Source organism: Roseivirga echinicomitans (genome assembly GCF_001592935.1).
Classification (GTDB): domain Bacteria; phylum Bacteroidota; class Bacteroidia; order Cytophagales; family Cyclobacteriaceae; genus Roseivirga; species Roseivirga echinicomitans.
In genome coordinates this window covers 660,484-675,375 of record NZ_LRDB01000001.1, presented here as the reverse complement: position 1 = coordinate 675,375, position 14,892 = coordinate 660,484, and the positions used below count along the sequence as shown (strand labels likewise).

Annotated in this window: 12 protein-coding genes; 11 read left to right on the top strand and 1 reads right to left on the bottom strand. The window is 39.2% G+C overall.

All coding sequences use genetic code 11. The annotated features are described in order from the left end of the window. The first annotated feature begins 46 nt into the window (after nucleotides 1-46). The 7 genes from AWN68_RS02880 (at nucleotide 47) to AWN68_RS02850 (ending at nucleotide 7,986) form a co-directional block, all read left to right on the top strand. Nucleotides 47-892 carry a GLPGLI family protein gene (locus tag AWN68_RS02880; protein ID WP_068411168.1) on the top strand — a complete coding sequence of 282 codons (846 nt, stop codon included), beginning with the start codon at nucleotides 47-49 and terminating at the stop codon, nucleotides 890-892. 33 nt (nucleotides 893-925) lie between these two features. Further along, nucleotides 926-3,619, top strand: a complete 2,694-nt coding sequence (locus AWN68_RS02875; RefSeq protein WP_068411166.1) for a carboxypeptidase-like regulatory domain-containing protein — start codon at nucleotides 926-928, stop codon at nucleotides 3,617-3,619. 189 nt (nucleotides 3,620-3,808) lie between these two features. After that, nucleotides 3,809-4,438: a peptidoglycan-binding domain-containing protein gene (locus AWN68_RS19105; protein WP_068411165.1), complete on the top strand. Its 630-nt coding sequence runs from the start codon at nucleotides 3,809-3,811 to the stop codon at nucleotides 4,436-4,438. 3 nt (nucleotides 4,439-4,441) lie between these two features. Further along, nucleotides 4,442-4,792 carry a hypothetical protein gene (locus tag AWN68_RS02865; protein ID WP_068411164.1) on the top strand — a complete coding sequence of 117 codons (351 nt, stop codon included), beginning with the start codon at nucleotides 4,442-4,444 and terminating at the stop codon, nucleotides 4,790-4,792. A 10-nt stretch (nucleotides 4,793-4,802) separates the two neighbouring features. Further along, nucleotides 4,803-5,639 carry a hypothetical protein gene (locus AWN68_RS02860; RefSeq protein ID WP_068411161.1) on the top strand — a complete coding sequence of 279 codons (837 nt, stop codon included), beginning with the start codon at nucleotides 4,803-4,805 and terminating at the stop codon, nucleotides 5,637-5,639. Continuing rightward, a complete protein-coding gene (locus tag AWN68_RS02855) occupies nucleotides 5,632-6,108 on the top strand; it encodes a Rab family GTPase (protein WP_068411158.1) in 477 nt (158 codons plus the stop codon). The genes AWN68_RS02860 and AWN68_RS02855 overlap by 8 nt, the downstream gene beginning before the upstream one ends. After that, nucleotides 6,109-7,986 carry a hybrid sensor histidine kinase/response regulator gene (locus tag AWN68_RS02850; protein WP_068411155.1) on the top strand — a complete coding sequence of 626 codons (1,878 nt, stop codon included), beginning with the start codon at nucleotides 6,109-6,111 and terminating at the stop codon, nucleotides 7,984-7,986. 2 nt (nucleotides 7,987-7,988) lie between these two features. Here the strand turns inward: AWN68_RS02850 and AWN68_RS02845 are convergent, their stop codons facing one another. Then, on the bottom strand, nucleotides 7,989-10,388 hold the full coding sequence (locus AWN68_RS02845) for an ABC transporter permease (RefSeq protein ID WP_068411153.1): 2,400 nt from the start codon (nucleotides 10,386-10,388) through the stop codon (nucleotides 7,989-7,991). Nucleotides 10,389-11,070: 682 nt separating this feature from the next. Between AWN68_RS02845 and AWN68_RS02840 the strand changes: the two genes are divergently transcribed. The 4 genes from AWN68_RS02840 (at nucleotide 11,071) to AWN68_RS02825 (ending at nucleotide 14,891) form a co-directional block, all read left to right on the top strand. After that, entirely contained in the window at nucleotides 11,071-12,426 is a 1,356-nt protein-coding gene (locus AWN68_RS02840) for a sigma-54-dependent transcriptional regulator (RefSeq protein ID WP_068411152.1), read from the top strand. A gap of 184 nt (nucleotides 12,427-12,610) precedes the next feature. Further along, nucleotides 12,611-13,534 carry a Cbp1 family collagen-binding glycoprotein adhesin gene (locus AWN68_RS02835; RefSeq protein WP_068411151.1) on the top strand — a complete coding sequence of 308 codons (924 nt, stop codon included), beginning with the start codon at nucleotides 12,611-12,613 and terminating at the stop codon, nucleotides 13,532-13,534. A 99-nt stretch (nucleotides 13,535-13,633) separates the two neighbouring features. After that, nucleotides 13,634-14,251, top strand: coding sequence for a porin family protein (locus AWN68_RS02830; RefSeq protein WP_084362736.1), 618 nt, complete (start codon nucleotides 13,634-13,636; stop codon nucleotides 14,249-14,251). 106 nt (nucleotides 14,252-14,357) lie between these two features. Beyond that, nucleotides 14,358-14,891, top strand: coding sequence for an RNA methyltransferase (locus AWN68_RS02825; RefSeq protein WP_068411145.1), 534 nt, complete (start codon nucleotides 14,358-14,360; stop codon nucleotides 14,889-14,891). The last annotated feature ends 1 nt before the right edge of the window (nucleotide 14,892 follow it).

The window sequence follows — 14,892 nt, the reverse complement described above, 5'->3', positions numbered from 1 at the left end:
TTTGCATGAATATAAGTTTGTTTGTATTCCATAAAACAGATCAAAAATGAAAAAGCTCAAAAAAACAGTCATGCTCTTATTGGGCATTCTAACAGCAGGAACACTCACCCTAAATGCTCAGAATTTTCAAGGAATTGCTACATATCAGTCGGCCCGTAAAATGGGTAATATGAGTATTAAAGGAGATGGTATGTCGCCAGAAATGGAAAAGCAACTTCAGGAAAGCCTGAAAAAGCAAATGCAAAAAGAATATGAGTTGAAATTCAACTTAACAGAATCTACCTGGGCGGAAGTAGAAAGTCTTGAAGGGGCGCCCGCAGCGGCAGCTGGGGGTGTGGTGATGAGAATATCTTCTAATTCAGGCACTAAGTACAAAAATACGGCAGACAATCTTTTTCTAAATGAAACGGAAGTGTTTAGTAAGCCTTTTTTAGTTGAGAGTGAACTAAAAAACCGAGAATGGCAATTGACCAACGAAACCAAGAAAATTGGTAACTACACTGCCCAAAAAGCCATATTCTCCGAAATAGTAGAGCGCACAGTCATTTCATTCGACAATGACGATAAAGAATCTAAAGTAACTTCTGATACCATTAATATTGAAGCTTGGTTCACGCCTGAAATCCCAGTATCACAAGGGCCGGATGATTTTTGGGGCTTGCCCGGTTTAATCATGGAAATCTCTGATGGTAAAATTACCTACCTCTGCACCAAAGTAGTCCTAAACCCAGAAGAGGGTGTAAAAATCAAGAAACCATCAAAAGGTAAAAAAGTAACTCCAGAAGAATTAAAGGTTATTCGAGACGAAAAAACCAAAGAGATGATGGAGAAATACAGCCAAGGTAGCAACGGAGATGGCAAAAGCTTTACAATCAAAATAGGCGGCAATTAATTTTTTCGAACCCAAAGGTCAAAAACTCACAACATGAAAAGAATAGCCTTTATTTTTCTGCTCACATTTCTATGTGGAGCAATACAGCAAGCGCAGGCCCAACAGAAAGTAGTTTACCTTGGAGAGGTAAGAGATTCATTAGGCTTGCCTCTTGAATTTGCCAACGTAATGGCCATGGACACCACCAAAAAAACGATTGCTTCGTTTGGGGTGACTAACAAACAAGGTCAGTTTAGATTACTGCTAGAAGGCGGAAAAGTCTATCAGCTCAAAGTCAGTTTTATTGGCTTCGTTCCTTTTGAAAGGTATTTCACCGCCAAAGACACCCAAGCGTTACCCGTTTCAATTCAGTTGAATAATGACGAAAGAAGTTTAGGATCGTTTGAAGTGGTGACCGAAATGCCCATTCTCATTCAAGGCGACACCATTACCTATAAAGCCGATGTGTTCACGCAGGGCAACGAGCGAAAACTGGAAGATGTGCTCAAAGATTTACCCGGTTTTGAAGTAGATGAAGACGGTCAAGTAAAAGTACAGGGTAAAAAAGTGGACAAACTACTGGTGGATGGCAAAGAATTCTTTGAAGGCGACACCAAATTGGCCACAAAAAACCTGCCTGCCAAAGCGGTAGACAAGGTTCAGGTGCTGCAGAATTTCAATGATGTTGGCCCATTAAGCGGAGTGAATAACAGCGAGCAACTGGCATTGAATATACAACTCAAAGAGGACATGAAGAACATGGTTTTTGGCGATTTGGAACTCGCTGTAGGCCCAGAAGAAAGGTATAAAGCACACGCCAACGTTTTCTATTACGATAAGAAAACGAACATCAATTTTATTGGTGATGCCAACAATGTAGGCGACTTGGCCTTTAGCATGAGCGACTACTTTAGGTTTAGTGGGGGCTTGGCCAGTTTAGCAGGCCGATCGGGTTCAAACTTCCGTATAAGCTCCGACCAACTTGGAATTCCAATGGCAGAAAGGAATAGCGCGAAGGAGCTGAACAACCAATTGGGCGCGCTCAATTTCAATTACACACCTAACAGCAAAATCAGATTTTCGGGTTTTGCCATCGGCTCTAAAGTGGACAACACATTGGGTAGCATTTCGGAGCGTCAGTATGTTTTGCAATCAGGAGAAACAGAAACCCTCACTTCTGAATCGAATGTTCAGAGTACTTCTGGCCTGTTTAAATTAGGCATTACCTATTCGCCAAACGCAAGCTTGCAATTGGATTACAATGTGTTCTCTCGTCTTTCTAATATTGAAAACTCAGACCTTCAAAATTCATTTTTCAATAATACTTCCAATGACATCAATAGTATGAGCACACAGCAACCGTTCTCTATTGAGCAGCAATTGAGGACATTCTATGCGCCAGATGAGAAGAACGTTTTTTCGGCCGAAGTCACATATAAGAGCCAAAAGCAAGATCCAAATTATGACTTGTCTACAACACAAAGGCCCTTTTCGGCAATCATTCCGATGACGGGTAACAGCCCTTATAACTTGCTTCAACTTAAAAATATAAACACCGAGCAAGCCGAAGCAGCCATTAACTATTATAGAATTCTGAACAACACAAACCACATCAATTTTAAACTTGGTGTGAACCAAACCAGTCAGGATTTGAGCTCAAGCATTATGGAAAAACTTGACAATGGTAGCACAAATGAGTTCAACGATCCCGACTTGAATAACTTGGTAGATTACACTTTTAGCGACTACTACTTTGGTCTGTATTACAAAGTGAAATTTGGAAAATTGGTGTTGAACCCAGGACTCAACTTGCATCAGTATAATATCGAAAATCAGCAAAACGGAAGTGCCGAAGGTTTTGACAAAACGCTTTTACTTCCTTCGATAAACGCAAAATATAATTTCAGAAACTCACATTCTTTGAACCTAAATTATGATGTGTCTGCCAGCTTTACCGATATTCAGAATGCAGCCAAAGGCATTATTGTGAGAAGCTACAACTCACTATTTGCGGGAAACCCGGTGTTAGACAATAGTTGGTATCACAATTTGCGCCTTAACTATTTCAACTTCAACATGTATAATTTCCTAAACGTTTCGGGTGGAGTAAGCTACCAAAAGCGCTATGACGACATCACCAACATTATAGATTTTAGTGGTTTGGAAAGGGTAAACACTCCTACGAACATTGATTTGGCCAATGAAAACCTATCGGGAAATGCCAGTATTGATAAACGCTTTGATCATTACCGCGTAAGCCTCTCGGGCAACTGGTCTCGCTCGGTAACGAATAACCAAATTAGTGATCTTGCCAATGAGAATGTAAGTTTTCAGCAAGGTTATAAGGCTGGACTTTCTACCACGGTATTAAAGGCGTTAGAATTTAATTTCGGATACGAAGTGTCATTCAATAATTACACAGCCAACAGTACCAGTAGTAAGTTTGAAAACCATAAACCTACTGCTCGTTTGATCCTGCGTTTCTTAAAAGACTTCCGCTTCGACTCCGACTATGAGTTTAACACTTATAAAAACACTTCGAACGGAACAACAAGCACCTATGACCTGCTCAATGCCAAATTGAGTTACCGAAAGGAAGGGAGCAAATGGGAGTTTAAAACCACAGCCATGAACTTACTGAACACTACTGGAATAAGAAGAGATTCCTTTTCGGAAAGTTTGATTAGCACTTACGAATACTTCATTCAAAAGCGTTACTTCTTGTTCTCAGTCAACTACGATTTATAACAAAATACAGCATACTAGATCATTCTAATGCCGCTCAATTTGGGCGGCATTTTTTTGTCTCGTTCATACCAATCCCGTTCCAGGTTTGGTACTTTTCTCGATTTCTTATGGTTTTATCACTCTCAAATGTGTTAACCGACCAATAATTTCTGCTATTTTTATAACTGAGTTTTTTTAATCAATACAGTCATGAAGCGTCTTCTAGTTATTGTAATACTCATAGGTGTTGTTGCCTATATCGCAGTTCAGTATTTGAAAGATCGAAGGTTCAACCCGCCATCGACCTACGACTATGAGCTAAGTGAAAAAATCGACACGGATTTTTACAATCGCACGGCACTTAAAGAATACTACAAAACCGCATTAGAGGTGGGGGCTTATGCCCGCTCATTGTGGAGAAATGATCAAATAGATGTTCGATTCATCAATAATGAAGACTTTGAGTCCACTCGAGCTACTGCTGTTTATAATGAAATGATCGCCACGACAAAGATGCTCGAAACGAAACTCGAGCTTTCGGCAAAGCTAAAATCACAAGGCTATAGCAACGATGAAGTACAAGTGTACTTTGAGCAAAACCTCAGACCAGAAGATATTAAGTTCGAACGAAATTTACATTTGCTGGACCTTAAAATGGGGGCAAAAGGTGCGGCCGTTTGGGAGCTACAAAAGTTGCTCAATACTAATGCAGATAGTATTCCTCAAGACGGAATATTCAGCTTAATTACCACCAACAGACTTAAGACTTTTCAAGAAAACAATAATCTCTTCCCTTCGGGCGAAGTGGACGAAAAAACACTTAAAGCTTTAATTAAATAAATCATGGCTAAGGAAAAAGAAGAAGAGAAGAAACAATCCATTTCTTCAGGCGACCCAAAAATTGATGCAGTAAAACAGTTGATTTTTGGTGAAAGCATGCAGCAGTACGATGCAGAATTCAACGAAATGAAGACGTTGATCAAGCGAACCCGAAATGAAATAGAGAGTGAACTTAACGACACACGCGATCAGCTCAACAACATCATCAACGAGTTAAGAACCGACATGAATAAGAAGGTGACCCAACTTAGATCAGATATGGATGAAGCTGTTACTGACCTCGATAACAAAAAGGTTAACAGAAAACTACTCGGAGCCCTGCTTCAAGAAATGGGTAAACAAATCGCTGAATAAGTAAGCATTCATGAGCAAAGGCTTGGCTTTTGATAAACTTAGAGAAATCCTCCTGGAGAAAGACTGGGAGGAAAGGGAAGAGTTTGCCCAAAAGCTAAATGACCTCGATGATCAGTTGAATTCTAGAAATAGACTGCAAGAAAAAATACAGCCTATTCTGGACAATGAGCGCGAAGACCTGAGAGCTAAATTTCCAGAATTATTTGGTCCTCAAATTACTGAGTCTATCCGTAAACAAATCAGCGAGTCACAAGATGAAGTGGTAGAAGCCCTCTACCCTATTTTAGGTCGAATGATCAAAAAGTACATTACTAGTGAAATAGAAAAGCTCTCCGAAAAAGTAGATGAGCAAATGAAACTAGCTTTTTCTTGGGAAGCATGGAAAATGCGAATCAAAGCTTGGTTTACAGGCACCCCACAAAAAGATCTAATCATTTCTAAACTCATTGAACCAAAAATCGAAGAGATCTTTATTGTCGAAAAACAATCGGGAATGCTCCTAGGAAGCTTCTCTAAAAACCATTCGGTGGACCAAGACATGATTGCCGCTATGCTTACGGCCATTAAGACTTTTGTAGAAGATGCCTTTAAAGGAGAAACTCAAGAGTTAGACAGCATTGACTACGACAATTATAAAATAGTGATCAAAAACTTCAAGTCATTTTTTATAGCCGTAGTTACTTCAGGAGGAATGAGTATGGCTTTCCGAGACAAGCTAGACGACACCCTGTTAGACTTTGCCGAAAAAGTGCTTAAAAAGGCAAAAGACGGAGATGACGAAGTGAAGCAGGAGAGCATTACCTCTGGATTAGAGGAATACTTTGATAACTTTGACAAGCATGAATAAGAAAGTAATCCTTGTTGGGCACTTTGGAGTAGGAAAAACCTCCCTTGTCCAACAGTTCGTCTACAGCAAATTCTCAGAGAAATATCTTACTACCATTGGGGTAAAAATCGATAAGAAAGTAGTTGAATTCGATGGGCATCAAATGACATTACTCATTTGGGATATCGCAGGTGAAACAGAACAAAATAGCGTTTCAAAAAGCTATAAATTGGGCTCACACGGAATCATTTATGTATTTGACCTCACACGCCCTTCAACCTACGAAAACCTCTCTGGTCAAGTAGAATACCTGAAAACGCTACTGCCCAACGCACCCATTCAAGTTTTAGGAAATAAAAAGGACTTACTTTCAGAAGAAGAGCTCAGCTCTATCACTGAAACCATCGACTTCCCCTTTAAAACCACAAGTGCTAAAACGGGAGAGTATGTAGAAGATGCCTTTATTGACCTCTCTAAAGCCATGCTATAAATGGATAAGCTCGACCAAATTAAACTTCAGCAGATCGCCTCAAAAATTCAGGTAGCCATTTTTGATGAAGCTGGAAAAATATTTGAAAGCTGTGATACTCTGCTAAAAACTGACAAAAACAGGTCAATTTTTGATCAGTTCATTTTCATTCAAAGTCTACAAGAAGTATTCGAAACTATGGCTACTGGCGAGCGCCATGCATTTCCAGAAGTAGAGTGGGAAGAGCAACGCCAAGGACTCTTTAGCCTTACCTTCGATAAGTTGGAAAACGGACAAACCCAACTCGTGATTCTTGACAAAACAAGTGACTACCAAAGAATTCTATTAAATCAACAAAGCCGAAATAATAGCGCCATCAATGAGGAAATAGCTTTACTTCAAAATAAAGTATCGGAAATGGAGAATCAACTTCTTGGTTTTCAAAACGAAGAACTAAAGAGAATACAAAATTTCAAAAATCAGTTTTTTGCAAATGTAAGTCATGAGGTAAGAACTCCACTGAATAGCATTTCTGGCTTGGTTAGCTTAATTCAGTCAGACAACTCCAAGCTGGATAACTACCTACCTTCTCTGAAGTCCACTTCCGATCACCTCAATTCCATCATCAACGACATTCTCGACATCTCTAAAATTGAAGCAGGTAAACTGCGTTTTGAGAATATAGATTTCAATCTAACAGAATGCATTTCAAATATTATTGCTGGTTTTGAGTTTGAAGCCGAAAGGAAAAACACCCAAATAAAACTTGACATTTCCAAAGAAACGATCATGCTCAAAAGTGATCTTACACGCTTGAGTCAAGTATTGTATAACCTAATAGGAAATAGCCTAAAGTTTACCTCAAACGGCAGCGTAGCATTAGCAGTAAAGCCAATAGGGCTCGAAAACAATCAATTAAAAATACATTTTCAATTAACCGATACGGGCATTGGCATGACCCAAGAACAGATTAACTCTGTATTAGAGCCCTACTCTCAAGCCGACCAAAGCACTAATCGAATTTTTGGTGGAACAGGGCTGGGCTTAAGTATTGCAATAAAACTTATTGAGGCTTTTGGTGGAAAACTACAAATAACTAGCCAACCACAGAAGGGCACAACCATGAGCTTCGATCTCGCTTTTGATCAAGGCAAAACGGAGGAGAAAACGAATGAAAAGCCAAGGTCTAGTGCATCACTTTCTGGTTTTAAAATTCTTTTTGGGGAAGACGACCCTGTAAGCCAAGCTGTAATTGCTGCTTTTTTAGAGTCTAGAAAAGCAGAACTCACTGTGGTATCTTCGGGCGAAGGGCTGATTGAAAATTTAACAAATAACGATTTCGACATTGTTATTTCTGATATTCAATTTAAAGGCATAAGTGGAATTCAGGTGATTCATCAAATAAGGAGTGTAAATGATTTTGTGCCTTTCATCTTTGTAAGTGGAAGCCAGTTTGAAGAACCCAGCCCTCTAGAAATGCTGAGCAACTGGCGGCTATTGCAAAAACCCGTTGACCTCACGTTTCTTGAACAAAACATCATTCAAGTTTTGTCTTTAAAGAGTAAATTTAAAATTGACCTGAGCGTGCTAGAACGCACAGTTCAGGGAGACCAAAGCTTTCTGAAAGATATGATTGAAGTTGTTCTTCTGAATCTTCCTTTAGAAATGAATGCCTTCAATGAGAAAGTCGCTCAATCAGACTGGGTCGAAGTCAGAAAAGTACTACACAAAATTCGTCCAAGTGTTGACTACTTGGGCATCCCTTTTTTGAGTCAGAGCAGAAAAGAAATCCATGAATTAATGATAGCTAGTCAAATAGAAGACAGCACCAAATCTCTAATTCATGAGTTCAATACTGGAATGGCCTTCGCTTTAAATGACTTGAAAACATACGCTTAGCCTCATTCATACCTCAGGGTTTCTGTTGGATTTTTTCGAGAGGTAAACCATACAATAATACTGACAATGCTCAAAGTCAAGAGAATCGCTACGACCACAGAAATCACCATGGAAAAGAAACTTACAGGAGCTTGATAAGCAAAGTTTTCTGCCCACTTACTGATGACCCAAAATGAAATAGGTGCAGAAATTACACCTGCCAACACAATAATTTTGAGTGTATCAGAGAAAATGATGTGTATAATTTGGCGCGTCATGGCGCCAAGCACTTTCCTAATCCCAATCTCTTTTCTGCGTTGACTCACATTAAAAGCAGACAGCCCTGAGAGCCCTATTAAAGAAACAAAAATGCAGAGAATTGACATTGAAGTAATCAAAGTGTTTTGATTTTTGTCCGCTTCATATTGGTCTCGTAAACTTTGGTTCAAGAAAGAGTAATCGAGCGGATAATTTGGGATGGTTTCCTCCCAAATACTTTTTATCCCCGCTATTAATTTCTCTTCATTGCCTTGTCTAAACCTTACGATTAGGCGGCTACCTGGTTGATTATTAAACACAATTACCAAAGGTTCAATAGGGTTATGCAGGGAGAAAAAATTGAAATCATTTACCACTCCAATTACTCTCCCAAACTCTTCTTGATGAAAGAAGCCCATCCTTTTATCAATTGCGCTCTCCCAGCCAAGCATTCTTGCCGCTGTTTCATTCACCACAAAATACGCATTGCCCCTAGTCTCGTCTCCTCGGTAAAATCTACCTTCCTTCAAGGTCATTCCAAAAGTCTCCAGATAGTTCGCATCGCCTTGCAGTGTTTTAAATTCCTGTTGTTGCATTTCTCCATCTTTTTCTACCATGAAAACAGTTTGACCGACATTGGTGCCCGGTAAAAAATTGGAAGAACTTACTGCTTCTATTTGTGGGTTCTGCTCAAACACTTCCTTCAAAACCTTAAACTTGGTCTGCGCTAAACTATCCTGGCTGTTGATGACTAGAATTTGGTCCTTATCATATCCCAGCTCTTTATTCTGTAAGAAGTTTAGTTGGTCTTTCATCAGCAAAGTACCCGTGAGAACGCCAATTGAAATTACAAACTGGAAAAGCACTAAACCCCTTCTAACCCAGTTGCCACTTCTGCTTGCAACCCAATTGCCTTTTAGGGCTTTCACAGGTTTTATTTTGGCCAAATACAGCGCTGGGTACAGCCCTGAAATCAAACCAGTGCAGATTACTAGTAAGAGAATTAAACCTATCAGATCTGGCTGAGCAAATAAGTTGAAGGAAAAGCTAACGCCCAGCAATGCTTGAAAACCCGAATACTCAATAAGCAACCAAGCCGTAATTATACTTAAGATTAGGGCCACAGAAACCTGAACAACAGACTCAAAAAGCAGCGCCATTTTAAGACTTAGTGAATCCGAGCCCAACACTTTTCTAATCCCAATTTCTCTAGCACGAAGTCCAGCACGGGCCGTTGATAAATTGATATAGTTGATGCAAGCCAAAAAAAGAATAGACAACCCAATGATGGTAAAAACGACTAGGTTATTTGAATTTCCTTTTGGAAAATCATCTTCAATTTTAACCGTATCATAATGGATGTCTGCCAATTTTTGAATGCGTAAAAAGTGCTCTCCACTAACAACTCTGCCGAAAGGCATGTAGTATTTTTCATTAAACGCTTTAAATTTTTCAAGAAACTTAGCCTTGTCAAAACCAGGCTTCATCAAAATATAGTTGGCGCAGTCAGGGTTCCATAGTGCCTCAGAATTAAATACTCCATCTTGAAAAGCAAACTCCCTTTGTGCTACTCCAGATATCAGCACTTGGAATTTAAAGTGTGTGTTTTCAGGTTGATTCTTGAATACACCCGTGACTTTGACATTCCTTCCATCAATTTCTATAATTTTATTTATTGCTGAACCATTACCAAAAAGTCTCTGGCTAATATCTTTCGAAATAATAACAGAAAGGGGCTCCGCTAGGGCAGATTTAACATTTCCTTCTTCAAAATCTAAAGTGAATATTTTTGTTGCATCGGGATCTGTATAGAAAATATCCCGCTCTCTAAAGGTTTCATTTTGGAAAGTAATCTCCCTTGTATTTGCAGGGCTAAACCTAGCATAAGTCTCAATTTCTGGAAACTCTTCTGCCAACATTGGAGATAACTCGTTGGCAGAAAAGGCAGTATTGAATTCAACCCCAGGCGCCTTTATAAGGTGGCTAAAGCGATAAACCCTGTCTGCATTTTCGTGGTATTGATCATAAGACAACTCATTCTTTAAATAAAGCATCAGCCAGATGGAGGCTGTAATACCAAGTGTGAGTCCAAGAAGATTTAGAAGCGTAAAGAACTTATTTCTCCACAAAAAGCGGAGTGTGAATTTTAAATTGATAACGTTCATTGTTTGTTGTTTTGACCTGTTGAATAAATCTACAACTAAAAGCTAAGTTAAAAAGCGATTGGGATCATTTTCTTATTACCGCCCCTTTATGTCAACCCTAAAGATCTGTCAATAGGGTCGCCCCGAAATGCACTTGTAATTCAGACAAGCGAACAAATTAACACATTTTGAGAAAACTTGTGATGAGCTTTTCTGGTATTGGAAAAGGAAACTCTAGCAGAGTGAAAAGATTAAAACACCGATTTAAGCCAATAAACACAATAACACGGGATCGAATTGGTTCAAAGTAGTATAGTACCTCTCAAATAGGACATGAACCAACCAGTTAATTAACGTTAAATTAATTTAAGAAACACAACCTTTCTCTTAAAAAAACGATCTTTGTATTAGAAATCAATGAGACGTAGTAACCCTCAGGTTTCAAAGAATTCGATCACAAACGTGTGATCATCTTCATTAAGTTAGTAGTTTATTTGTTTAGTAACCCGAGGAGTAGTTAACCTCGGGTTTTTTTATGCTTCATTTTGGATGTTAAATGATGTTTACTTATTTAGGATGAGACCATACAACTCAAAAGAATAGAGAACAAACAACCGATAGCTTTTCTGAGTTTAAAAAGTATCTCTTAAGCGAAAAATAAAATTGAACACGCAAGCTTAATTTCATTTTGTAAATTGGTCACATGAATAAAACCTCTTTTACCATTTTCGTAGTTGAAGATGATGAATGGTACCGAAAACTTATCGTTTATACCCTTGAGTTAAACCCCGATTATCGTGTGGTGGCCTTTGAAGATGGCAAATCCTTGATGGACGCCCTCAAAGAAAAACCACAAGTAATTACATTGGATTATCGTCTTCCCGATACCAATGGCGAGGAGCTTTTGAAAAAGATAAAGGAAGTTGCCCCTGAAATTAAGGTCATTGTCATTTCCGAACAAAACGAAATAGACACCGCTGTGGAGCTGCTAAAAAGTGGCGCTTACGATTACATTACCAAAACCAAAGACATTAAGGACAGGCTCCATAATGTAATCAAGCACATTCGTGAGCATTCATCTCTGCAAGAAAGAATAGAGACCTTACAATCGGAAGTTGAAAAGAAATATGATTTCCAAAGCTCCATTATAGGACAAAGTGAACCACTAAAAAAAGTTTTTGGACTCATTAAGAAAGCCACCATTACCAATATCTCAGTGATCATTAACGGAGAAACGGGTACAGGAAAAGAACTAGTGGCAAAGGCAGTTCATTATAATTCTGAAAAGAAAGAAAGTCCGTTTATAGCCGTAAACATGAGCGCCATTCCAAAGGAATTGGCAGAAAGTGAACTCTTCGGTCATGAAAAAGGAGCGTTTACCGGTGCGGCCAATCGCCACATTGGAAAGTTTGAGCAAGCCAATGGCGGAACGCTCTTTTTGGATGAAATGGGTGAGATGGACAAAACCCTTCAGGCCAAAATATTAAGGGCCCTTCAGGAAAAAGAAATTATCCGAGTTGGGGGAACAGACGTTGTAAAAATCAACTGCAGAATTGTTGCCGCTACCCATCGCGATTTACTAGATGAAGTTAAAGCTGGCAATTTTAGAGAAGATTTATATTATCGCCTTTTTGGATTAACCATCCATCTCCCTCCTTTGCGCGAGCGCGGAAAAGATGTCATTGTTCTGGCCAAGTACTTTATCGATGAATTCTGTAAAGAGAATGGGTTGCCTAAAAAAGTCCTTTCATCCGATGCTGCCAAAAAACTATTGGGTTACGGTTTTCCTGGAAATATTAGAGAGCTGAAATCTGTGGTGGAACTCGCGGTGGTAATGTCTGAAGGAGAAACAATCCACCCCGATGATATCACCTTCGGCACTAAAGATGTGATTGCTGAAATGTCTGGCGAAGAAATGAGCCTAAAAGAATACAACCAGCGAATCATTCAGTTGTATTTAAAGAACTATGACAACGACATTAAGCTTGTTGCCCAGAAATTAGATATCGGCCAATCTACCATCTACCGAATGCTCAAAGAAATTGAGGAGACGGCCTAACAGAAAACATTTCAGATTTTATTCATTTTGACAAAAATGCTCTCGAAAGTAGAGCATTTTTTGTTTGCTTACTTTTCATTATCCTGATTAACAGTGATTTACGAGAAATTCTCATTGTGGTCTTGTTTTGGCATAACACCAACCACAAGAGAAAATAAGTATTAACACATATAAATCAGTAGCCATGAAAATTCAAAATTCAAAAACAAGCAAAGCGCTTTTGGCGCTAGCAGCGTTCGCCACTGTAGGTCTGGCGTCTTGCAGTAGTGGTGAAAAAGAAAAAGTAATCGAAGAGCAAACCGTTTCTATTAAGGAAATGCAAAGCGAGATTGCATCAAGAGACTCCGCCTTTAATGAAGTATTAAACATGCTTAGTCAGGTGGAAGATCAGGTTGCAACGATTGTGGAAAAAGAAAACCTTATTGCCAACGCACAGTCAGGTGATAACGCCAATAACAAGGACAAGCTTCTAAAAGAACTTGCATTGATCGATAATTTGGTTGCACAGTCTAACCAGACTATAGATGACTTAAAAGGTAAGTTGAGAAACACAGACCTGAAGCTTACTGCTTTCCAAAAAAGAATCAATCAGTTGACTGATGATTTGGAACAACGAAGCACGATGATTGCCGATTTGAGAAGTGAAGTACTTAGAAAGGACGAGCAAATCAATATGATCGCTGGGAGATATGATTCAATTCAAGTGATAACAGCCACTCAGGTAAGAGAGATCAACACTAAAGATCAAGAAATCGAATTACTGACTTCTGTAAATGACGATTTGAACACTGTTCACTATGCAGTGGGTAGTTTCAAAGACCTAAAAGAAAGAGGTTTAGTTTCTAAAGAAGGAGGTTTCCTTTGGATTGGTAGAAGCATCGATTTAAATGAATCAGCAGATAGCAAAGAATATATCGAAATTGATATTCGTGAGTTTTCTAAACTCCCAATCGAAGCAAATAAGGTAGAGCTTGTTACTGAACACCCTGCCGATTCTTATGTAATCGTGCAAGATGAAAATGAAGCAAACATCAAATACTTAGAGATCACCGACCCTAAAAAGTTTTGGCAAGTATCTAAATACTTGGTGATATCAACAAAAAGCTAGTACCCTCCTCAACTGAGTAATAGCAAGAAAGTAGGCTCCTATAACAGGAGCCTACTTTAAAAAGCTAAGCATATAAAAACTTACGAAAAATCTAGAACCATGAAAACGACAAATAAACTATACATAATTGCTCTAATGATGTTGCTAATAGCATCAGCGGCAAAGGCCCAAACAGGTTTTACTGTTGGCGCCAATATTTCAAATCTATATGTAGATGATGTGGATGACGAAAACGCCAAAGTCGGTTTAAACATTGGTATTTATAACCGCATTAAAATCACAGATTTCTTAGGCATTCAACACGAATTCCTATACGCTCAAAAAGGAGCTGCAGTGCAGTACAACAACTTCCTTTCAGGAAGTGGTAAATACAAATACAACCTTAATTATATCAAAATGCCTGTTATGCTTAGCGCCAACTTGGGCAAGCTTAACCTTCATGCCGGACCTTATGTAGGCTTCTTGGCTGGAGTTAAAATCAAAGATGTAGATGGAGACGGTTCCATCAACAGTATCCAAGAACTAGACCGAGACGACTTCAATACCATAGATTATGGTGCGGTTGGAGGTTTAGGTTACGACTTTGACGGAGGTATTTTGGGAGTAAGGTATAACTACGGTTTCCGAGAAATCGGTAAATCAGGATCGTTCGCTGGAGAAGCCACGAGCGAAGCAAAAAATTCGGCATTAACAGTCTATATCGGCTTTCATTTTTGATGGTTCTTTGAAAGCCATATGTGTAGGGTAGGGTCTTAGGACTCTACTCTTTTTTTATGCCTAAAAAGTATCGGTGATAAGAGCGATACTTTTTTTAATTTTGGGCATGCGAAAACTCAAGAATGACGAACTCGATAGACTGACACTGGAAGAATTCAAAACCACTGAGAAGCTTCCCCTCGTGCTTATTCTAGATAACGTCCGCAGCATGAACAATGTCGGTTCGGCCTTTCGTACTTCCGATGCTTTCGCCATCGAAAAGGTCTACCTCTGCGGTATTACCGCCCAACCTCCCCATAGAGAAATCAATAAAACAGCCTTAGGCGCTACGGAATCTGTGGATTGGGAACACGCAGAAAACACCACGACACTTTGTAAAAACTTACAGCAAAAGGGATACAAAGTGCTGGCGGTAGAACAAGCAGATAACAGCACTTCACTAGAGAATTTCAAAATTGAAAAAGACCAAAAGTATGCTTTAGTTTTTGGCAACGAGGTTTTTGGGGTGGAAGACGAAGTGATTGAAGCCGCTGATGCTTGTTTGGAAATTCCTCAGTTTGGCACGAAGCATTCCCTAAACATTTCGGTCAGTATTGGCGTGGTGTTATGGGACTTGACGAGTAAAATCAAGTTCGGTTAAG